21 protein-coding genes are annotated in these 22,949 nt (G+C 38.2%); all 21 read left to right on the plus strand.

All coding sequences use genetic code 11. The features are described 5' to 3' along the window. Nucleotides 1-448: 448 nt before the first annotated feature. A complete protein-coding gene (locus ACTHN6_RS16560) occupies nucleotides 449-1,228 on the plus strand; it encodes a polysaccharide biosynthesis/export family protein (protein WP_440436889.1) in 780 nt (259 codons plus the stop codon). A 55-nt stretch (nucleotides 1,229-1,283) separates the two neighbouring features. Further along, the gene (locus ACTHN6_RS16565; protein ID WP_440436890.1) at nucleotides 1,284-3,680 is read left to right on the plus strand and encodes a GumC family protein; all 2,397 of its coding nucleotides are present in this window, start codon (nucleotides 1,284-1,286) and stop codon (nucleotides 3,678-3,680) included. Nucleotides 3,681-3,856: 176 nt separating this feature from the next. Further along, complete coding sequence (locus ACTHN6_RS16570; RefSeq protein ID WP_440436891.1) at nucleotides 3,857-4,705, plus strand: ABC transporter permease; 849 nt, start codon at nucleotides 3,857-3,859, stop codon at nucleotides 4,703-4,705. 68 nt (nucleotides 4,706-4,773) lie between these two features. After that, nucleotides 4,774-6,075, plus strand: coding sequence for an ABC transporter ATP-binding protein (locus tag ACTHN6_RS16575; RefSeq protein ID WP_440436892.1), 1,302 nt, complete (start codon nucleotides 4,774-4,776; stop codon nucleotides 6,073-6,075). Then, on the plus strand, nucleotides 6,068-6,934 hold the full coding sequence (locus ACTHN6_RS16580) for a class I SAM-dependent methyltransferase (RefSeq protein ID WP_440436893.1): 867 nt from the start codon (nucleotides 6,068-6,070) through the stop codon (nucleotides 6,932-6,934). Before ACTHN6_RS16575 ends, ACTHN6_RS16580 begins: the two co-directional genes overlap by 8 nt. After that, a complete protein-coding gene (locus ACTHN6_RS16585) occupies nucleotides 6,931-7,821 on the plus strand; it encodes a glycosyltransferase (RefSeq protein WP_440436894.1) in 891 nt (296 codons plus the stop codon). The genes ACTHN6_RS16580 and ACTHN6_RS16585 overlap by 4 nt, the downstream gene beginning before the upstream one ends. A gap of 3 nt (nucleotides 7,822-7,824) precedes the next feature. Beyond that, a complete protein-coding gene (locus ACTHN6_RS16590; protein ID WP_440436895.1) occupies nucleotides 7,825-8,778 on the plus strand; it encodes a glycosyltransferase family 2 protein in 954 nt (317 codons plus the stop codon). 22 nt (nucleotides 8,779-8,800) lie between these two features. Next, on the plus strand, nucleotides 8,801-9,682 hold the full coding sequence (locus tag ACTHN6_RS16595; protein WP_440436896.1) for a glycosyltransferase family 2 protein: 882 nt from the start codon (nucleotides 8,801-8,803) through the stop codon (nucleotides 9,680-9,682). Nucleotides 9,683-9,695: 13 nt separating this feature from the next. Beyond that, entirely contained in the window at nucleotides 9,696-10,469 is a 774-nt protein-coding gene (locus ACTHN6_RS16600; protein ID WP_440436897.1) for a glycosyltransferase family 2 protein, read from the plus strand. A 2-nt stretch (nucleotides 10,470-10,471) separates the two neighbouring features. Further along, a complete protein-coding gene (locus ACTHN6_RS16605) occupies nucleotides 10,472-11,635 on the plus strand; it encodes a glycosyltransferase family 4 protein (protein ID WP_440436898.1) in 1,164 nt (387 codons plus the stop codon). Between the two features lie 5 nt (nucleotides 11,636-11,640). After that, nucleotides 11,641-12,630, plus strand: a complete 990-nt coding sequence (locus ACTHN6_RS16610; RefSeq protein ID WP_440436899.1) for a hypothetical protein — start codon at nucleotides 11,641-11,643, stop codon at nucleotides 12,628-12,630. Further along, a complete protein-coding gene (locus ACTHN6_RS16615; protein ID WP_440436900.1) occupies nucleotides 12,627-13,421 on the plus strand; it encodes a DUF5672 family protein in 795 nt (264 codons plus the stop codon). The genes ACTHN6_RS16610 and ACTHN6_RS16615 overlap by 4 nt, the downstream gene beginning before the upstream one ends. Before the next feature lie 2 nt (nucleotides 13,422-13,423). Further along, complete coding sequence (locus ACTHN6_RS16620) at nucleotides 13,424-14,524, plus strand: hypothetical protein (protein ID WP_440436901.1); 1,101 nt, start codon at nucleotides 13,424-13,426, stop codon at nucleotides 14,522-14,524. Between the two features lie 100 nt (nucleotides 14,525-14,624). After that, nucleotides 14,625-15,065 (plus strand): acyltransferase, encoded by a 441-nt coding sequence (locus ACTHN6_RS16625; protein ID WP_440436902.1) that lies wholly within the window; start codon nucleotides 14,625-14,627, stop codon nucleotides 15,063-15,065. Nucleotides 15,066-15,083: 18 nt separating this feature from the next. Beyond that, the gene (locus ACTHN6_RS16630; RefSeq protein WP_440436903.1) at nucleotides 15,084-15,686 is read left to right on the plus strand and encodes a class I SAM-dependent methyltransferase; all 603 of its coding nucleotides are present in this window, start codon (nucleotides 15,084-15,086) and stop codon (nucleotides 15,684-15,686) included. A 198-nt stretch (nucleotides 15,687-15,884) separates the two neighbouring features. Further along, nucleotides 15,885-16,808 (plus strand): glycosyltransferase family 4 protein, encoded by a 924-nt coding sequence (locus ACTHN6_RS16635; protein ID WP_440436904.1) that lies wholly within the window; start codon nucleotides 15,885-15,887, stop codon nucleotides 16,806-16,808. A gap of 156 nt (nucleotides 16,809-16,964) precedes the next feature. Further along, on the plus strand, nucleotides 16,965-18,086 hold the full coding sequence (locus ACTHN6_RS16640; protein ID WP_440436905.1) for an acyltransferase family protein: 1,122 nt from the start codon (nucleotides 16,965-16,967) through the stop codon (nucleotides 18,084-18,086). A 26-nt stretch (nucleotides 18,087-18,112) separates the two neighbouring features. Beyond that, nucleotides 18,113-19,216: a hypothetical protein gene (locus ACTHN6_RS16645; RefSeq protein ID WP_440436906.1), complete on the plus strand. Its 1,104-nt coding sequence runs from the start codon at nucleotides 18,113-18,115 to the stop codon at nucleotides 19,214-19,216. A gap of 88 nt (nucleotides 19,217-19,304) precedes the next feature. Continuing rightward, nucleotides 19,305-20,333: a glycosyltransferase family 4 protein gene (locus ACTHN6_RS16650; RefSeq protein ID WP_440436907.1), complete on the plus strand. Its 1,029-nt coding sequence runs from the start codon at nucleotides 19,305-19,307 to the stop codon at nucleotides 20,331-20,333. 21 nt (nucleotides 20,334-20,354) lie between these two features. Next, the gene (locus ACTHN6_RS16655; protein ID WP_440436908.1) at nucleotides 20,355-21,578 is read left to right on the plus strand and encodes a glycosyltransferase family 4 protein; all 1,224 of its coding nucleotides are present in this window, start codon (nucleotides 20,355-20,357) and stop codon (nucleotides 21,576-21,578) included. Between the two features lie 37 nt (nucleotides 21,579-21,615). Beyond that, nucleotides 21,616-22,932: a hypothetical protein gene (locus ACTHN6_RS16660; RefSeq protein WP_440436909.1), complete on the plus strand. Its 1,317-nt coding sequence runs from the start codon at nucleotides 21,616-21,618 to the stop codon at nucleotides 22,930-22,932. The last annotated feature ends 17 nt before the right edge of the window (nucleotides 22,933-22,949 follow it).

Below are 22,949 nucleotides of genomic sequence, written 5' to 3' on the forward strand. Positions count from 1 at the left end.
TAATCCATCATTCACAATGTACAATCCATCATTCACTAACTCGGCTTCTTTAAATTTTGTTTGAAATTGTTTTATCAGCATATTTGCAATAGAGATAATGATTGCTGAATTGCAATTTGTGATGATCAGTCCGAATCCGATAAAATAAAAATTAATAATCCAAAATAAACTGTTTGCCAAGTTCCACGTCCGGTGAGGACGTCCGTACCGTTCAATACTTTCCATTAAAACATGTAACAAATTACTGAGCAGGTAATGCTGCCTTAGTTTTTTCTCTTTCCCGATGCATCGTTCTTAATAAGCAGTTGGGAGTGAGGGCGGCGAAGCCGTGAATACTGTTTTGTAATTTCCTTTTCAAACAATAAATATTTTCAGTGCTTTTTGGCCCGGCACCAAAGTACATTGTCTGGTAAATGCCAGGCCAGACATTCATCTTTATACCTGATTAATGCTTTCTTATTTTAAGAATCTTATCCCGCTGCTTGCCTGCATCATTTTTATGGCTGTCTTTTCTTCATGCGGTGTGCCGAAAAATTTTCAAAACGCCGTATATCTTAAAGACAGCGTTACCGATTCGGAACGCATGGTGCTGCAAAAGCCCGTGGTAATAATGCCGGGCGACAGGCTGAACATTAATATTACCGCTATAAATAAAGAAGCGGCCGATGCTTTTAATATTACCCAGGGTGCTGCCACGCAGGGCGTACAAGGCTACCTGGTGGATGCTGCTGGTAACATACAAATGCTGCAACTGGGCACTATGCCTGTTGCGGGTTTGGCGCCGGCTCAATTACAGCAGCAGTTACAAAAGCAGTTAGATGATTATATAAAGGGGTCGGTAGTTACAGTGAATATTGCCAATTTTAAAGTGATGGTAATGGGAGAGGTGGGAAGCCCCGGCACGCTGCAGGTACCGGATGGTAAAATTAATATACTGCAAGCCATTACACAGAGCGGCGATCTTACCCTTTATGCCAAACGGGATAATATTCTGGTGATACGTGAACAGAATGGCAAACGCGAATTTGGCCGGGTGGATATTTCTTCCAATAAAATATTTACTTCTCCTTATTATAATTTACAGCAGAATGATGTGATCTATGTGGAACCAGACAAAGCAAAGTTTATTAATAATGATGCTTTTCTTAACCGCAATGTGCGTTACCTGGGCTTGGCCATGACGGCGCTTTCTGCTGCGTTGCTTATAGTAAATGTCATCAACAGGTAAAATGTGATTAAGGGGCAATTAACTTTTAAAAAAGGTATTAAAGTATAAGAATTTAATGGCTGCGGCTTCAATCAAAAAAACAGTTATAAAGGAAGAAGAAAACGAATTTTCGTTCAGGGAATTACTGATGAAATCGCTGAACTACCTGCCAATGTTCACGCTCTTTCTTGCAGTGGCCCTTATCATAGCCTATATATACATACATTTCCAGACGCCTGTATATTCCACCAGTATAAAAGTGCTCATTAAAAATGCTGGTAAAGAAAGCAATGAAGACCAGGTTTTGTCAGAATTGCTTAACACTTCAAAGCCTAATATTTACAACGAAATGGAAGTGTTGCAGTCGCATCAACTAATGGCAAGGGTAGTAAAAGCACAGCAACTCAATACCGCTTATTATTCCATCGGCAAGGTGAATACCATTGAGGTATATGAGCCGGACCCCGCTAAAAGATTCCTGGTATTTTCCAATATAAAAGATTCCGGCCGGAGCTATAACATTAACCTGCAGGTAAAAAAAGATGGCATTTATATTTTACATGGTGAAAATGCCGTGAAAGCAACTAACCAAACCATCATCCATACACCTGATTTCGATTACCTGCTTAATATTATCAATCCCGAAGATTATAAACCGGATTACCAGTACCAGGCCGTATGGCGGCCCACAGATGCGGTGGCAGGCGGCCTTGCCGGTTCTGTATCTGTAAGTCCTTTAAGCAAATACTCTTCCGTGCTGGTGGTATCCACTTCCTCGCAGGTGCCCCGCAAAGCGGAAGTTATTTTAAATACGCTGGCAGCAGAATATAATAGTTATAATATTGAACAGAGCAATAAAATTGCAGAGAACACCATCCGGTTTATCGATGACCGTCTCATCTTCATCAGCGGCGAACTGAATGAAGTGGAAAATAACTTGAAAAATTTTAGGGTAAACAACTCGCTCAATATAAGTACAGAAGGCAGTGTGGAAACCGGCATAGCCAAAGACCTTGAAACAAAATTAAATGAGCAGGAACTGCAAATGAATATAGCTGATATGGTAAGCGGCTACATCAATAACCCGAAACGGCGGTATGAACTGGTGCCTTCTAACCTGGGCATCGGCGATGTTACTTTAGGGGCCCTTGTAAGCAACTATAATGCGGATGTGATAAAAAGAGAAGAGTTATTAAAAACGATGGGTGAAAAAAACCTGCAGGTGAAAGCACTGGAAACAGCATTAGACGATTTACGCAGCAGGATCATGGAAAGTGTGACTAATGTAAAAAAAGTATATACTGATGCTTACAATGCAGCGCACCGGCAATATGAAACTTCTTTAAATAAAATACGCTCTATACCGGCCAAGGAAAAGCAACTGCTCGAAATAGAGCGCCAGCAGGGCATTAAAGAAAAACTTTATCTCTACCTGCTGGAAAAACGGGAAGAATCAGCGGTTTCCCGTGCGGCTGCAGTAGGGAACAGCGAAGCTGTGGACAGGGCTTCGAGCGGCGGGCCCATCAATTTAAAAAATTCAAACATTTACCTGATGGCCCTATTTGCAGGCCTGGGTTTACCCCTGTTAATTGTATATTTAATGGATCTGCTGAATGACCGCGTTACCACCCGTGATGAAATATTAAAATTCACCGAAACGCCCATTATTGGCGAGATCAGCCATTTTGCTGATAAAGAAAGAGCCATCATAGCAGGAAGAACCAGGGGCATATTGCCTGAACAGTTCAGGATCGTGCGTACCAACCTGCGTTATTTTTTGCCCAAAGACAAGAAGGATTCCACTATATTGGTTACCTCTACTATGCCCGGCGAAGGCAAGACCTTTGTTTCACTTAACCTGGCAGCGGTGCTATCGGTATCGGGCAGAAAAACCATACTGCTGGGGTTTGATATGCGCAGGCCTAAAATAGGCGTAAGTCTGGAAGCTTCTGAAGCTGCGGGTGATCTCCCTGGTTTCCTGGCTGGTAATATCCCTCCTGAAAAAATCATCCGGCAGGTAAATGGCTATGAAAGCCTGTATGCTATCACCACTTCTTTTGTACCACCTAACCCCGCAGAACTTTTGTTGTCTGACCGCCTCAAAATCTTGTTTGATTACCTGAAAACCAATTTTGATTATATCGTAATTGACAGTCCACCACTCGGCATAGTAAGCGATGCCAAGGTACTGAGTGAATATGCTGACCTCAGCCTCTATATTGTACGTCAGCGGTTCACCCAGCGCAAACAGTTGAAAATGCTGGAAACGATGTATAAGGAAAAAAAATTGCCAAACCTTGCAATGGTGGTGAACGATGTAAAAGTGAAAGGCATTCGCAGTTACTATGGCTACGGCTATACTTACGGCGGAAGTTATGGCTACGATTACAGCATGGGTTATGGCTATGATGAGGGTGCAAAAAAGGCGTGGTGGAGAAAACTGTTTAAAAAAGGTGTGAGGTGGAAGGTATAAGGTGTAGGGCAGCGGGCATTAGGAATTTGGAATGAAGGATCAAAATCGTTTTTGCAAACGGCCTTGATAACAACGTTGAATCAGGGCTTGCAACACAGGAATATTCACAGCTATTTTAACTGCAAATAACTCTGTACACAGCTCATAGCTACGGTTCAAAGCTCGCAGTTTTTAAAATGACAAACTATCAACATTATAACTGGGAAATAACAGCAGAGCACAAGTTGCTTGACCTAAAGCTGAAGGATACCTGGGCCTACCGCGACCTGCTCTGGCTGCTGGTGCGGCGCGATTTTGTTGCTACTTATAAACAAACCATACTTGGGCCATTGTGGTACCTGATACAGCCCGTATTTACAACCGTTATTTATACACTTGTATTTGGCGGCATCGCAGGTATTTCAACCGAAGGCCTGCCGGGTCCGCTTTTTTATATGGCCGGCATTACCATGTGGAACTATTTTGCCGACTGTCTAAACAAAACTTCTACGGTGTTCCGCGACAATGCGGGCATTTTCGGTAAGGTATATTTTCCCAGGTTAATTATGCCTTTGAGTATTATCATCAGTAACCTCGTGCGTTTTGGGATCCAGCTATTGCTTTTCCTTGTTTTTATGGCGTACTATTCTTTTTACGGTGCAAGCATACAGCCCAATATTTATATGCTGCTTTTTCCTTTGCTGGTATTGATAATGGCGGGCCTGGGACTTGGCTGCGGTATGATCATCTCTTCCCTTACCACCAAATACCGTGACCTTGCATTCCTGGTTGCATTTGGCATGCAATTGCTCATGTATGGCACTACTGTTATTTACCCGCTTTCTGCGGCGCCGGAAAAATATAAGTGGATTGTTGTAGCCAATCCTATGACAGGCATTATTGAAACTTTCCGTTATGGGTTTTTTGGCAGTGGAAGTTTTAGCTGGGGAATGGTGGGTTATTCAGCACTTTTTGCAATTATTGTATTAGCTGCGGGCATCATTGTATTTAACCGGGTAGAGAAGAATTTTATTGATACCGTATAGGCTGTGCTTACTGAAAATACTTTATCGCTATTATTTATGCTGTTCAAACTTTATTAAGCGTCTGATTAATGTCTGTTGCCATTAAAGTAGAGAATCTTTCCAAAGCCTACCAAATAGGCCAGATTGGTACCGGTACTTTGCAAAGCGATTTTAAGCGATGGCATGCCAAAGCCCGTGGCAGGCAAGACCCATTTTTAAAGATTGGGGAAACCAATGACCGGGCTGTTAAAGGGGAAAGTAATGTAGTATGGAGCCTGAAAGACATAAATTTTGAAATTGAGCAGGGCGATGCAGTTGGAATTATTGGGCGCAATGGTGCCGGCAAAAGCACCCTGTTAAAAATACTCAGCCGTGTTACAGCGCCTACTACGGGAAAGATTACCGGTAATGGCCGTGTGGCCAGCCTTTTAGAAGTGGGCACAGGTTTTCACCCGGAGCTTACCGGCCGGGAAAACATTTATTTGAATGGTGCTATCCTGGGCATGCGCAAAAAAGAAATTACCCGCAAGTTTGATGAGATTGTTGATTTTGCCGGTGTGGAAAGATATATTGATACGCCGGTAAAGCGCTACAGCAGCGGTATGTATGTGCGGCTTGCTTTTGCAGTTGCTGCACATTTGGAAAGTGAGATATTGATTGTAGATGAGGTGTTGGCAGTGGGCGATGCAGAATTTCAGAAGAAGTGTTTGGGAAAGATGGGAGAAGTGAGTAAAGGAGAGGGGAGAACCGTATTATTTGTGAGTCATAATATGGATTCCGTACTAAGAATTTGCTTAAAAAGCATTTATCTGAAAGATGGCCAATTAATAAAAATTGGCCATGCAGAAGAAACTATCATCGCATATTTAAAAGCTGAGGCAAATCTTTCTTCATTTATTGATTATACAAATTGCGGTGTTCCTCCGGGAGATGATTTAGTAAGGCTTTTAAAAGTTGAAGCCATCGATGAAATATTTAATCCCAAAGCAAATTTTTATACCAATGAAAAAATTGGCATTAGAATAATTTTTGAGGTTTTGTGGTGTACCAATGATTTAGCTTGTGGCTTTAACTTATTTAATCAATATAATGTCCATATTCTCACTTCACATAACAGCAGTAATGTGGGGTATGAATACAAACCCGGTATCTATGAAACAGTTGTGTGGTTACCAAAATCCTTTTTATCTGAAGGGCTGCATTATTGTGGGATAGCTGCTATGTCTTATTCTCCTTTTGTCGTGCATTTCCATGATATAAATAAGTTTGCTTTTAATATTTCTGATTGTAGAACTGACAATGAAACGAGGCCTTACTATACCGGAGAACTCCCCGGTATAGTAAGGCCAGTATTGGAATGGGAACCTGTCAAAAAAAATATTTATGAGTGAAATTGTGACTGGCGAAAGATTGGAAACAATAGTTTTTAATGAGGTTTCTATTGAGCATTTGCATCGTTACGCAATGGCCATGGAGCTTGCAAAGAATAAAATAGTGCTTGATATTGCTTCCGGCGAAGGCTATGGTAGTAACCTGGTTGCACAATATGCCAATAAAGTTATTGGAGTTGATATCTCAAACGATGCAATTGAGCGGGCAAGAAAAAAGTATAAACGTAGCAATTTAGAATTTAGACATGGCAGCACTTCGAACATTCCTGCTGAGAATAATTCCTGCGATTTTGTAATCAGTTTTGAAACAATTGAACATCATGATGAGCACGATTTAATGATGGCAGAAATTAAAAGAGTATTAAAACCCAATGGGAAATTGCTCATTTCTACACCCGAGAAAAGACTATATTCTGATGCTACAAATCATAAAAATAAATTCCATGTTAAAGAGTTGTACTTTGATGAGTTTAAAAGTTTAATCTCCAATTATTTTAATTATTCCAGTTATTTTTTTCAAAACAATATAACAGGGTCTTTAATACTACCTGAAAAAGGATATGCTTGTCAACTAAAATTTTATAAAGGCGACTTTGAAAATATAAACAACGACGCGTTTGCAGGCTTGTATAACCTCTGTTTAGCTTCTAACGAAAGCATACAATTAAACTACGCTAGTTTTTTTGACTCGAGGCTTATACAGGAACTTATATATACTGAAATGAATAAATCCTTTGCATTCAATATTGCCCGGGTACATGCACTTTATCATAACTCTTGGAGTTTTCGTGTTGGCAGACTGGCAACATGGCCATTGAGATTATTCAGAAAGACTAATGCCCGTGTGAAAAGTTTATGATATCGGTTATTACCTCTTCATTCGACAAAATAAACTTTGGGAAGCTATCTGCTTCAATTGAACGGACAATTGGGACAGCTTACGAAATTTTAAAAATACATAACCCGGGGTCTATGAGTATTAGCGCTGCTTATAACCAAGGCGCAGCCAAAGCCAGCTTTGATATTCTTTGTTTTGTGCATGATGATGTTGAATTTATCACGTCAAATTGGGGGCAAAACATTTTACAACATTTTGAAGACGATCCTGATACCGGCGTACTGGGTATAGGAGGAAGCGTTTGCAAATGCCGTATGGCCTCCGCCTGGCCGCAACCTGTTGAAGGAAGTATTGAATATAGCCGCCTTAATATTTTGCAGCAATACAAAAGAAGTGATAAAAGAGAAAGACATGATTATATAAACCCTTTTAATGAAAGGAAAAATCATGTTATAACTTTGGATGGGGTTTTCATGGTTACAAAAAAGGACACCTGGCAGGCATATCCTTTTGATGAAAAATTACTGAAAGGCTTTCACGGTTACGATCTCGACTTTTCAATTAACATCAGCAGAAAAAAAAATAATTATGTTATTTATGATGTATTGCTGCTGCATAAAAGTGAAGGCGTAAATGATATGCAATGGTTTAAAAGTATTTTTCTTGTGTACAAAAAATGGAGAAAATTTCTTCCAGTATATGTGCCGGGCACATTGCCTCCGGCGGAACATGATCGGCTGAACAATTCGTGGTTCAGCTATCTCCTTAACATAGAAGCGAAAAACAGGAAAGAAAAAATGGAAAAGCTTATTTTATGTACCAGGCTTATTCATGAAATAGGTATAAAAAGATTCAAAGAGCAATACTTTTCATTTTTCGTGCGTCATGTTTTAAAAAAGGCATTTTAGTAAATGTGTAACCTGGCAATTATAATCCCTGCGTATAAGTCAGCCTTTTTTGATAAGGCATTGGGTTCATTGGCCATGCAAACTAATAAAAATTTTACTGTTTACGTTGGCGATGATTGCAGCCCTGAAGACTTGGAAGATATTACGGAGAAATACAAAAGCCAGCTTGACATACATTATACCAGGTTTAAAAATAACATCGGCGCGAAATACTTAGTGCACCAGTGGAATCGCTGCATACAATTAACAAAAGGCGAACCCTGGCTGTGGCTTTTTTCTGATGATGATATTGCTGACGCAAATTGTGTAGAAACTTTTTATAGAATTACTTCAGAAGATAATAACAGGTTTGATGTGTACAGATTTAATACAAGGGTTATAAATGATGAAGATGAGGTTATTGAAGAAATGCCTGTTTTACCTTTTACAGATTCATCAATAAACATGGCTTTGGAAATATTAAAAAACAATCCAGGCGTTTGTATGCCCGGTCAAATATTTTCGAGACAGGTATATGAAAAGTATAAGGGATTTATTTATACGGATTATGCACAGGCTGCAGATTGGGCCACTCTTATATTGTTTAGCGCTGAGAAAGGCATTTGCAACATGAAAGAAGCTAAAATTAACTGGCGGTTTGGAGTTGCAAATATATCAGGGCATGCCTCTAAAAACAGAAAGCGTATGATAAAGGGCCACCTGCAGTTTTTAAAATGGGTTGTAAGCTATTTTTCCTTTTTAAAGACTAAAGGCATGCCCGTAAAATATAATGAAATAATACATGCCTGTAAGGGCAACCTGTATTATGTTACAGCAAATCACTATAAAGGATTGCCTTTGTTAAATACAGCCGGCATATTCAATTATTTTTATTTTGCTCATAACAATTGGCTGAAAGCTGTTTTTGATGTAGCCAAGCTTTATTATTATAACATAATGCGTGGTTTGAAGCGATGAATTGCCTTTAGAATAAAATTTAATGTTTCCTAAGATATCTGTTATTACCCCATCCTTTAACCAGGCAAAATTTCTCGAAGCCACAATATTATCTGTTTTGGGGCAAAATTATTCAAACCTGGAATACATAATAATGGATGGCGGCAGTACAGATGGTTCGGTTGATATTATTAAAAAATATAGCAGCAGGTTAACTTATTGGATTAGTGAAAAAGATCAGGGGCAAAGCCATGCAATTAATAAGGGTTTTGATAAGGCAACCGGTAATATATTGTTATGGCTGAATAGTGATGATATACTAATGCCAAATAGTTTAGAAACGATTATTTCAAAAACAGAAACGGATTATGCGGCCATATACTTTGGTAATTGTATTCATTTCAAAAACGATTTGAACCTGTTTTCGTATGGCAGCGATGTTGTAAGTGCTCACGCAGAATTTGATCTTGAAAATATTGATTATATTATACAACCCTCTTCTTTCTGGACACGAAAAGCTTGGGAACTGGCCGGCAGGCTAAGGGAAGACATGCATTATGCTTTTGATTGGGAATGGTTCCTTCGGGCCAAGAAAAAGGGTATTTTGTTTAGACCTTTAAGTGAATGCATATCCTTGTATCGTTTACATGCTGCCCACAAAACGGGTACCGGAGGCATAAAAAGAGATGAAGAACTTATTGAGGTTTACCGGTTATACAAACCTGAAAATGAGCTGCTCTTTAAACAGCTTTTTGCTGATAGGAATTTTTTTTCAGAATTCCTTCCACGGTTAATCAGGAAGCTTATTTATATAGCAGGAGTAAAAACAAGTGAAATATCTATTATGAAGCACATTAAATATAATGCATACAAAAATTATTCTTTAAAACACATAGCAGAAGTAAAAAGGATGGTCGCTAATTAACAATCCTCAGCATATGATTATACTTTCGATAATAACAGTAAACTTAAATAATGCTGCTGGCCTGAAGAAAACTATAGAAAGCATTAAATGTCAAAATTTTAAAGATTTTGAATTTCTGATCATAGATGGAGGCTCGACAGATGGAAGTATTGACATCATAAAAAATAATGAGAATTTAATTAATTATTGGGTTAGTGAAAGAGACGCTGGTATTTATCATGCCATGAATAAGGGTATTCAAAAAGCAAAAGGAAGATATCTTTTAATGCTTAACTCGGGAGACTGGCTTACAAACAAGACCACATTAAGGGGCTTGAAATTAAAAAATCATCATGAAGATATTATTTATGGCAATAACATTTGGGTAGAAGATGCTAATACATATAAAAGTAATTACCCGCGCATATTAACTTATAGCTATTTAAAGCAGAATTCAATCTGTCACCAAGCCAGCTTTATTAAAAAAGAGTTGCATGATAGGGTTGGCCCATATAATCAGCATTATCGTATTACATCTGACTGGGAGTTTTTTTTACTTGCTATTGCAAAATTCAAGGTATCCCAAAAATTTGTAAGAGAAAAGATATCAATTTGTAATAGACAAGGTCTCAGTTGCAGACCGGAAAGTTGGCAGACAATAATAGAAGAACGAAATGACATATTGCAAAAGCATTTTAATGAAAGTTATATTGGCTCCTTAAAAGCCGCACCCTTGAAAAAGCCTATAAAAAAATTGAAAGCTAAAATAAAAAGTTCTTTAAGTAGCATTATTCCGCACTTAAAATAGTAATGCCAATCAATAAAGTGAACATACTTTTTGTATCTCATGATGCTTCAGTTTCGGGAGCTCCAATTCTTTTGCTAACATTTTTGCAGTGGTTAAAAATCCATACAGATATACGATTCTCCATCTTGATAAAAGAACCTGGTGAGCTTTTGCCTGAGTTTGAAAAGCTTGCTGATACTTATGTTTGGAATGGTGGATATGCTCAGGGAACGGTTATGTTTACAGCATCAAGAATAAAAAGAAAACTGACTGGCAAAACGTTTGTCAAACCTTTTCCAGGAAAATTAAGGAAGGCACAATTTGACCTGATATATCTTAATACAATAGCTTCTATTGATCTTGGGCCTTTTTTAAAAAGCATTTTTAAATGCCTTGTAATAGCGCACATTCATGAAGGACAGTATATGATGAAGGAAGTTTACCACGGATTTAATACTATTTCAACAAGAACTGTAATTGATCACTTTATTGCTCCTTCAAAACATACGGCAGAAGCCGTGCAAACAGAATTTGGTGTTGGGCAAGATGCCGTGTCCGTAGCATATGAATTTGTAAACACTTCGACCCAGCTTAATAATACAGAAACGGGATTCGAAAATTTTTTTAAAAAAAGTTTTATTGTTGGAGCAGTCGGACAAGCTATATGGCGAAAAGGCGTTGATCTTTTTGTTCAGCTTGCTTCGGTTATTAAAACTTGTTATCCACCGGCAGATATAAAATTTGTTTGGGTGGGGGATACAAGCGTTGAGCCAGGAGTTGCAGGAAGGCTTCGGCATGAATTATCGGCGTATAGCTTGCATGATACTGTATTGTTTACAGGACTATCCCGCAATACTTCTGCTTTTTACGAACGATTTGATGTGATGGTATTAACTTCAAGAGAAGACCCTTTTCCTTTGGTTTGCCTTGAGGCCGCCCGTTTTTCCACGCCGTTAATTTGTTTCAAAGATGCAGGTGGTATGCCTGAATTTATCGAACATGGAAATGCAGGCAAAGTGGTTGAGTACGGGAATATATATCAAATGGCTAAAGAAATTTGGGAATTATATTGTAATAAACAAAAAAGGGAAGCTTATGCTGCTAATGCGCAGGCTAATGCACAAAATTTCAGTACCGAAAAAGGTTCGGCGCATCTTTGGTCAATTGTTCAACGATGCTTATCATGAATGAAATGAAAATAGCCTTCACAATTTGTTCGAATAATTACCTCGCTTCTGCTAAAATACTATCAGAATCTTTTTTGAAATACCATCCCGACTACATTTTCTATATTGGGCTGGCAGACAAGTACCCTGACGAACTTGAAATCGATTATGTTGGAAAGGCTACTATACTTGAAGTTGAAAAATTGAATATTTGTAACCTCGATTGCCTCTATACAAAATATAACATTATAGAATTTAATACTGCTATTAAACCATCTTATTTTCTTTATTTCTTTGAAAAGCTTCATGCAGAAAAGGTCATTTATATTGATCCTGATACTTTGGTGTATAGCAGATTTGAAGAAGTGGAGAGCCTTCTTTTAAGCTATAATATTGTTCTTACGCCTCACATTACAAGGCCTGTCGATGACGGTTTTTCTCCAAGTGATTATGAAACCTTAAGGGGAGGCGTGTTTAACCTCGGTTTTCTGGCTTTAAGTAATTTTAACCTTATTGGGGATTTTTTAAGATGGTGGAGTGACCGTGTTTTAAATTACGGCTTTGGCGATTTCTCACGAAGCATGTTTTATGATCAATTATGGATGAATTTTATACCCTGCCTTTATGATAATTATTTTATTCTTAAACATCCTGGATATAATATAGCCGCCTGGAACCTTCATGAAAGGAACCTTACCGTTAATAACGAAAATGATTATATTGTTAATTACAAATTCCCCCTACGGTTTTTTCATTTCAGCGGTTATAAATTTAACCGGCCTCAGAGTATCAGTACACACTTAACACGTTATAATCTTGAGCAACGGACAGATTTAATTGAAATATTTAAAATGTATCGTCATTTGCTGCAGGCAAATGATGTGGAAAAAATTAGCAGTTTGCCCATTTATTATTATCCGGGTTTGTATTTGCATAAAAGTAAAAAACATACTAAATTTAATAATCTTGCCTGGCGGTTAAAACGTTCAACACAGGTTTTGTTAACTGGAAAATGAAAGTAGCAGTAGTTATTCCGCTGCATAAAAACGTATTATCCGATAATGAGGTTATATCATTAAGGCAATGTTGCAACCTACTTGTAAAATATGATATATTCCTTCTTTACCCGGATGCTTTAGATGTATGGGATTGCTTGCAAAAATTTAGTTGCTTAAAACCACTCGCTGTACCTGCAACATGGATGAACTCTTTAAACGCTTACAATGAAATGAAGTGCAGCTTGGATTTTTATAATCTTTTTATGGATTATGATTATCTCCTTACTTATGAGCCCGATGCTTATATTTTTTCAGATGCATGGGAAAAAGCCAACACGTTTGATTTTGATTATATAGGAGCGCCCTGGTTTAAAGATTGGGAGAAGAAATGGCCCCTGTCGGTAGGGAATTCAGGTTTTTCTATGCGCAACATCGCTAAATGCAGGCATGTATTACTGATGAAAGAAAAATTTTACAAACAATACAGGTTTTTAAAAAAATTAGGTGATCTGAGAATACTTAATCTTTCTGTGGTTTTTAAGCTAATAAACAGGAATTGGAAGTTTTCAGTAACCAATTATTTCATCAACAGATTTTTTTCAAACCGCCCTATCAATGAGGATATTTTCTGGAGTGGTGTTGTCCCGCAATTGTTCAGCTTTAAAGTGGCTGACGTAAACAATGCAATCAAATTTAGCTTTGAAAAAAACCCTTCGGTATTATTTCAAATAAATGCCGGTGAACTGCCACTTGGTTGCCATGCCTGGACTAAAAGCTTAGACTTTTGGCAAAAATATATTCAGGTTTAATTATGAAACTGCTTTCTTTTCAGCCTTGTTCCTTGTATCAAAATGGAGGTTGCGGCAGGGTGCTTCGAAGGCTCTACGCAGGAAAAGAGGAAGATGTGTTTTCCATATCAGTAAATGTCGCTCATAACAAGGTTAATACAGGAAAAATAAAGGAAGAACAATTGGCTTTATTTCCACAACAGCAAAAATGGATGCGATGGAAGCTACGAAATATCAATGGTTATTTGCAAAGTAAGCTTATGGCTAGTTTAAACAGGCAACACATACGAAATATTGTACAGAATTATAGTTGCGACGTTATTCATGCAGTAAACCATGGTGCTTATTCTGCAAGTTTGTGTACGCCAGGATTGATAAAAGGCAAACAATTATGGGTTTCTTTTCATGATCATTATAGCTTATGCAGCAGTTTTTCAGATTGTGAAATGCTATGGGAAACTGCAGGCAGAAGGCTGGTTATATCAAAAGAATTGGGGGAAGAATATGCGCGCCTGTTTTCAAAAAAACCTTTTGAAATAATAACTGATGGAATTAAGCGTAATGAGTTTTCTGTTCCGCGTAATATTGAAGGCAATGCAATAACCATTTATTTTGGCGGATTACTTCACTATCATTATCTGGAGCTTTTTAAACTGCTGGCACATACGCTAAATAAACTGGCCGTGCGCACAAACATTAAACTTATATTAAGAGGTACCCCTCCTTTAGACTTTTTGGCAAACGCTGACTTTGAGGTTGAATACAGGAATAATTTTGTTAGTGATGCGCAGATAAAAAAAGAACTGGATGATGCAGATATCCTGTATCTGCCAATAAAATTTACAAGCCCGGAATTTTATAAATACAGTTTATCAACAAAAATGATCGGATATCTTGGTACAAGCGGTACCATTTTATATCATGGGCCAGCAGAAGGCGCTGCATGCAAGCTATTAAACAGGCATAATGCAGCGGTTTGTTGTACATCGCTAAAGGAAGATGATATGCTCAATGCGATGAAAACGATCATGCACAAAGGCTGCCAGTTTTCAAGAAACAGCAAAAATTTGGCAACTAAAGAATTCTCAATGGAAAAAATTCAAAGCCGGTTCTGGCAAACTTAATATGCGCTCTTTTTTATCTGAATTACGGCTTTACATCTGTAACCATGTAATCTGCAAAATTCCATCACATACCATAAGGCTTTGGTATTATAAAAAGATTATGGGATTTTCTTTAGCAAAGGGAAGCGGTATTCATACAAATTGTTCATTTAATGCGGCAGAGCATTTATCAATGGGAATTAATTCTGTATTTAATGCAAGGTGCAGGATAGATACACGAGGAACCGTAACAATAGGTAACAACGTTGCCATATCAAGCGATGTGATAATAATAACTGCAGATCATAATATACATGCTGCAAACTTTGAAAGCAGAGCGCGTCCGGTAATTATTGAGGATTATGTTTGGGTGGGCACAAGAGCAATGATATTACCCGGCGTTAAATTGGGGTATGGCTGTGTAGTTGCAGCCGGCTCATTGGTTTCTAAGAATATAGCCCCTTTTGAAGTTGTTGCCGGGGTGCCGGCAAAGAAGATCGGAGAGAGGGGGTGTAAAAGTGGTTATACTTATAATACTTCCTATAATCGCCTTTTTCATTAAAAAATTATCTCATACACAATGAAGGGAAAAAGCTTAATGCATTGTTTAAAATGCATTATTAATATTGATCAGCCTAAAACTCAAACCACAACGAATGAGCAGGAGGCAATGTATAAATATTTAAAGACCGCCAGGCGAATAGCAGAGATTGGTGTTTATGAAGGATTTAATACTTCTCAATTTGCTTTACACTCTCCATCTGATGCATTGGTTTATGCAATAGATCCTTTTTTAAAGGGTTCTTTAAAAATTAGTTATGGAAAAATAATTGCTATAAACCATTGGAAAAAGAAAGATATAAATCACAAAATAAAAATTATGCATGGATATAGTTGGCATGTGGATAGACTTATAAATGAAGCATTGGATTTTATTTTTATTGATGGTGATCACTCTTATGAAGGAGTAACTAAGGATTTCGAGCTGTACAATGAAAAGCTATCAGAAAATGGAATTATTGTTTTTCATGATGCCCGCATATTTCCCAACGGATGGACAAAACCCGATTGGGGGCCGGTACAACTAATTGAAAAGAAAATACGTGGAGATAAAAGCTGGAAAATAATTGAAGAAGTTGATTCAACTGTCATAATACAAAAAGTAGCCATTCTAACCTGTTAGATAATGGTTTTAAATCATAAGGTGAAACAAAGTATAGTACATGTATCTGAATCTGCCATTATTGAGGAATCAGGTATGGGCAGGGTGGAATATTACTGGAAAAAAGCCTTTGAAGACAGGGGATATAATTTTATACATATAGGCCCGGCCGAAGTTGGAAAACTGGTTCATAAAGCCATGTTTGGTTGGAAGGCGCGGTTGTATTTTAAAGCATTAAATATTAAACCTGAAGCTTTTATTGTGCATGAACCAGCCTCTGGCTATTTTGTTAATAAAGATATACCTGTGTTTGTAGAAAGCCACGGCGTTGAAAGAAAACATTGGGAATTACAATTTAAAAAGGGATCTGTGTATGGTTATAACAAGCCCTCTTTAAAAACAAGGTTATTTTTTCCATTATGGCGTTTAAAGATGGGAGACAAGGGTTTAAAAAAGGCCGATAAACTGCTGTTGATTAATAGCGAGGATAAAGAATATGTAAAACATATATATAAAAGAAAAGAGCAGGATATGTATGTTTTTAGAAATGGTGTTAACATGAATGTCTTTAAGCAATCTATACAACCGGAATTATTTACAATATTATTCAACGGTAGTTGGATTGACAGAAAAGGGATAAAAACATTGGTGGAGGCTGCAAAAGTTTTATTTAATAAAAATAAACTACACCTAAAGTATTTATTGATTGGCACCGGAAAAAATGAAGAAACCATTTTACAGGATTGGCCTGCTTATTTAAGACCTCAGGTTACAATAATTCCAACATTTACTAAAGCCGAAGAACAAGAATTCCTGGTACAAAGTTCTATATTGGTTTTACCAAGCTATTTTGAAGGACAGCCTTTAAGTTTATTACAGGCTATGAATGCAGGCAAATGCTGCATTACAACTAACTGTTGTGGACAAAAGGATATAATAAATAATGGTAAAAATGGTTTGTTGTTTGAAGCTGGTAATGTTTCGGCACTTGCAGCATTAATTTATAAATGCTTTTCAAATCCTGCAATGGCATCTATGATAGGAAACGAGGCCAGGACAACTTGTGAAAACAGGAGTTGGAAAATTGTTTCAGATGAGCTTGCCGATTTCATTATTAGCTGTTTGAATAAACCTCACTTTTGAAAACTCTTTTTATATTATAGTTGCCTGAAGCGTGGAAAGTGATGTTGGCGGCCATGCCCATATACTTGAATATTACAATTCAATTGAGGTTTGTAACTACAACATTGAAAAATAGGACAAACATATCTAACGAAATGTTTGTTATAAGCATAATGAATGACAAATAAGGGTAATAATCATTTGCCAAATTCCAAAGAAATCTCCGGCGCAAAAAGTATAGCGCTTGATATATTTAGAATAGCTGCTGCAATGACTGTTTTTATTCATCATGCCATTATTCAATGGGGGTTTGCGCGCTATCTGGATAAAGATTGGGGGCACACTGCGGTAATTGTTTTTTTTGTATTGTCTGGTTATGTAATTGCATACACTACTTTTAAAAACAAGAGAAGCTGGAAACAATATGCCCAGGCAAGGTTGTCAAAATTATATGCTGTGCTTATTCCATGTTTAATCATTACAAGCCTTGTTCAGTTATATGTATATTATAATTCCCCCGGCTTGTTTGAGGGCTACAGTAGGGGGGATTCTTTTATCCGCTATATTCTTTCCGCTTTATACTTAAACGAAATATGGTTTTTTTCTGCCGCCCCGCCAATTAACGGGCCGCTTTGGTCGTTGAGTTTTGAATTTTGGTACTACTGTTTATGCGGGGTATGCCTGTATGCAAGAAGCACGAAATTCTTTTATTTGTTATTGGCAGGCATCTGCCTCCTGGCAGGCCCTAAAATATTGCTGATGTTGCCCGTATGGATAATGGGTTATTTTGCTTATAGGATGCCGGAACCAGGTATTGGCTGCCGGCTCCGGTGGGGTATTGGTATTTTATGTATGCTTATGCCGCTTTTTTTAATGGAAATACTGCCTGCCATGCCATTTACGCTGGGGAGAAGACCGCTGTATTTTGCCAACCAGTTTTTTACAGATTATGTAATTGGCTTCACGCTTGCTGCAGGTATCTGGTTATTGCCGAATATGGAGACCGAAAAGCTGGTGCAACACAGGCTTAATGCTGCAGTGCGCATGCTTGCAAACCTTACTTTTCCTTTGTACCTGCTGCATGCACCACTGTTTATTCTTTACAGAAGTATATTCGGAACAGATGCGGGTAATTTAGCTGCTATGCTTGCCGCAATAGCTGTGGTTTTAATGGTGAGCTTAGGGATAGGCTATTTCATTAACAAAACCCATATTTACTGGAAAAAATGCTTTGCCTTAATCCTGCAAAAAATTACTCCTGAAAATCGCCTGAAAATCTCCAGGCTACCTTATCTATAATACCTTAATCTTAAATATCCCGAAGATTGAAAATTGTTTTCCTATGCGGCTCCCTGCAACCCGGCAGGGATGGGGTAGGTGATTATTCCAGGAAACTGGCAGCCGGTTTAATGGCTTCCGGAAACGAAGCGATGATCATCTCCCTGAACGACAAATTTCTGCCATCAGCATGGGTAAAAGAAGTGCAGCACGATGGGTTAAAAGAGATAACCGCTTACCGTTATTCTTCCGGTATGCAATGGAATAAAAAGATAAGGCGGATTGAAGCCCTCATATCTTCTTTCAAACCTGATTGGCTAAGCCTTCAATATGTGTCTTATAGCTTCGATAAAAAAGGCTTGCCGTTTTATTTACCTGGCATATTATCGGGATTAACGGCAAATTACAAATGGCACATTATGTTTCATGAAACATGGATAGGCATAAGCGCTGCTGCCCCTTTCCCGCATAAAGTATATGGCTATTTCCAAAGAAGAATTGCGGCTTCATTAATAAAATTGCTTAACCCGGTAAGAGTAACAACAACTAATGTTTTATATCAGCTTATATTAAATGAAAAAAATATTGACGCTGTGCGGCTGCCGCTTTTCAGCAATATAGGCCGTCACCAGCCAAATAAGGAATATATTTCGTTTATTGAAAAAGAATATTCGGTTGAGATGAAAGGAAATTCTTTTTATAAACTGGGAGTTTTTGGAACGCTTTATCCGGAGTCTAATCTATCTGAAGTTATCCCAAAGTTTCTGGAAAATAAGGAGCATGATAAACGGGTGGCTATTATCATTTTTGGGAAAAATAGCCGGCCTGATGAATTGTTGAAATTAAAAAGAAGCCTGAAGAACAAAGTGAGTTTTGTTGAACTTGGCGAACTGACTGAAGAAAATGTATCAAGTGTGATGAATGTTTTAGATGAAGCTGTTTTATGTACGCCTTATGAGTTTATTGGTAAAAGTGGCGCCTATGCTGCTTTACGATTACACAATGTTCCCGTTGTAACGCTATCTTCTTCACCAACCAATAAGTATGAGGATGAAATAAATGCTTATAATAAATACCTCTCACAGCGCCCGGCTGAAAAATGGGATGTGGAGCATGTAAGCCATAAATTTCTTTCCTTATTGAATCAGTGAATCATCTTTTAAAATTTTTGTCAGGTTTTTGTAACTGTCAGTGGTTAACGGAATGAGGAAAAGGATATTAATTTATTGTACACAATTGATGCCTTCGGGAGGTATTGAAAACCATATTATAGAGTTTTGTAAAAACATGTTCCCGCATTTTGAAATTGATTTGCTCGTTGCAAATTTTAAAATGGAACTGCACGAAGAAACTTTAAAAAAAAATTGCAGCCGGGTGTTTTTTATAAAGCCGGTCAATCCCTTAAAAAGGCGTATTATTTTAATGAAGACGTTGCTGAATCTATCAGTTAAGCGATATGATGTTTTATACACAAACGGAAATGGGGCGAGCGTTTTCCTGGCCGCAAAAATGCTGCGATATAAAAAATGGGTGCTTCATCATCACATGGAAGCCCGCCGGGATTTTTTCCAGGCATTAAATCCAAAATATAAAAAAAGTATGTTGTTGGCCCACCGTGTCATCGCCTGTTCAAATATTAACGCCACTAATCTTAACAGGGAATTGAAAAGGCCCGTTGATGCTGTATATTGTTTTTCGCGTGATGTAAGTAATAATAAAAAGTTGCGCAAAAACATAAACAGCAGCAACATCCTGAATTTCGGTTATTATGGCCGTTTAATACCTGCCAAAGGAATTGATTTGATATGCAGGCTTAGTGAAGACCCGGACTGCAGGAATATTTCTTTTCATTTATGGGGAACAGGTAACGAATACCCTGCATCATTTTTTAATAAATATCCTAACCTGTATTTTCATGGTGCTTTCAGTAACGGGGAAGAACTTAACAAGATTGTCAGTTTACTGGATGCCTTCCTCTTATTTACTACGCATGCAGAAGGATTGCCCATTTCTTTGATGGAAATAATGAGCGCCGGGATACCATGGATATCTGCAAATAAAGGAGGGATTGCTGATATTGCCTGTGACCCTGTTTCTACGAAAATTATCGATATAAAGGATTATGCAGTGATAAAACAAACCGTTTTGCAGCTTGCCTCCGACATTAAAAATGGCCGCATACCAGGCGATAAACAACAGGCATTTTACAAGCAGCATTTTTCCAGGGAAGTTTTGATTGATAAATGGAAATCCGTCTTTGCCTCTTAGCATCTTTATACAAGAATATTTTTGAAATTAGTTATCTCACATCCAACAGGAAACGCCAATGTAAGGGCTATTGTCATGTCTTTATACAGAGCGGGCATGCTTGAAAAGTTTTTTACCACTATTGCCTGTTTTGAAAACTCAGAAAAACTCAGAAGATTTCTTATTAAAGACCTTAACCGGAGAGAGTTTGATGAAAAATTGCGTCCGTTTACAGAACCATATCCCTGGAGGGAAGCAGGCCGGCACGTTTTTAATAAACTTGGGTTGTCTTATTTCACTAATAAAGAATCAAGTGCTTTCGGTATTAATACTGTATATAAAAGTTTAGACAGGTATCTCGCCCGTAAACTCGATGCTTTCCCTTCAATTAAAGCTGTTTATGGATATGAAGATGGCAGCTATTATACGTTCAGGTCTGCTAAGGAAAGGGGATTGCACTGTGTGTATGAGCTTCCTATTGCTTATTGGGAAACAGCACGCACATTATTGGCTGAGGAAGCCGAACGGTGGCCTGGCTGGAAACCTACTTTAAAGGGTGGAATTGCTGATTCCAAAGAAAAGCTTCAACGCAAAACTATGGAGTTGGAGTTGTCAGATACAGTGATTACACCAAGCAGGTTTGTAGCAGCATCCTTGCCAGGCTGGGCCATGCAAAAAAGGATAATTATTTCGCCTTTTGGTACGCCTGGCTTCTTAAACTATGATAAAAATATTCATTACAGATCCAGTAAAAAGCCGTTACGTATTTTATTTGCGGGCAGTATGAGCCAACGTAAAGGGCTTGCAGATTTATTTGAAGCCATTTGGTTATTAAATACAAATCATATACAGCTTATTGTGTTGGGCAGTTTGCTTGCCCCGCTTCAGTTTTATAAAAAGGCTTGTCCTTCATTTCAATATGAACAACCAAGGGTTCATGCAGAAGTGCTTGAATTGATGGAAACCTGCGATGTGCTTTGCCTGCCGTCTATTGTTGAGGGCAGGGCGCTGGTAATGCAGGAAGCTATGAGCAGGGGGCTGCCCATTATAGTTACACCCAATACGGGCGGAGAAGATCTTATCAGGGAGGGTGAAACCGGCTTCCTGGTTCCTATTAGATCCCCGGAAGCAATTGCCGAAAAAATCAACTGGTTTTTGGAAAACCGTTCATTATTAGACGGCATGAGGGAGGCAGCGTTTATACATGCCTCTGACTATACCTGGGATAAATATGGCCAGACAATTTTAGAGGCGTTTAAAGATTAATTTATCCTGCAGGATGGCTATGGGTAACAGTATAACATTGAAACGTTTAAGAACTGCTGTATGGTTGTACATCATTCTTTTAATTTTTGAAGGAGCGTTGCGAAAATGGGTTGTACCAAGTTTATCAAACCCTTTGTTGATTGTAAGAGACCCTGTTGCTATTTATATTCTTTTGGTGTCAAGAATGAAGGGCATTCTTAGATTTAATCCTTACAATTTCTGGATGATCCTGATAGGCTGCTTTGGCATTATAACAGCCTTGTTACAGGGCCACGGTAATCTTATGGTAGCAGTGTATGGTGCAAGGATATTCATTATTCATTTTCCATTAATGTTTGCTATAGCTGAAATATTTACTATTCAGGATGTAATCAGGTATGGCAAAGTATTATTGTGGATATCATTGCCAATGACAGCGCTGATTATTGCCCAGTTCTTTAGCCCTCAAGCCGCATTTGTGAACCGCGGTGTGGGAGGCGATATGAGTGGAGCGGGATTCAGCGGTGCATTAGGTTATTACAGGCCTCCGGGTACTTTTTCATTTACAACCGGCACTTCTCTTTTTTATGGATTAGTAGCAGCTTATGTTTTTTATTTTTGGTTCAATAGTTTTTTAATAAACAGGTTCCTGCTGATTACAGCTACTGTTTGTTTGCTTTTGGCTGTTCCTTTCTCCATCAGCCGTACACTATTGTTTGAAGTATTTCTATCTACAGCCTTTATGATTGTTTCGGTATGGTATCGGCCTAACTATCTTAAGCGTATTGCTATTGGCATTATAATTTTTCTGGCGGCTTTTTACCTGATAGAAAACCAGGGTTTCTTTTCAACAGGTACGGAAGTGTTCACTGCAAGATTTACTTCTGCCAATGAAAGCGAAGGGGGCTTAAACAGTGTATTTATGGACAGGTTTCTGGGCGGGATGATTTATGCTGTTGAAAATGCGCCTAATATGCCCTTTTTTGGATACGGGCTGGGTATGGGCACAAATGCCGGTGCACAAATGTTAACAGGGCAGGTTTCATTTCTTATTGCAGAGCAGGAATGGGGGAGGATAATAGGGGAAATGGGTTTACTGATGGGGTTCATTATCATCATCGTCCGGATTGTTTTTGGCGTTTCAACTTTATCAAAAGGTATCAGGGAATTAAAATTAAAGAACGCCTTGCCCTGGATGCTTTTAAGCTTTGGATTTATACAAATATTGCAGGGACAGTGGGGGCAACCTACTAACCTGGGCTTTTCCATTATTTCTGGTGGACTGGTACTTGCTGCATTTAATAAACCGGAAGATGAAGAAGAGGAAGAGGAGAATATATTAGCCGAAGAAGTAATGAAACCGGATGAGGTGTAAATTTTTTGAACCGGGAT

The sequence above is a fragment of the Parafilimonas sp. genome, assembly GCF_051953455.1.
Lineage (GTDB): Bacteria > Bacteroidota > Bacteroidia > Chitinophagales > Chitinophagaceae > Parafilimonas.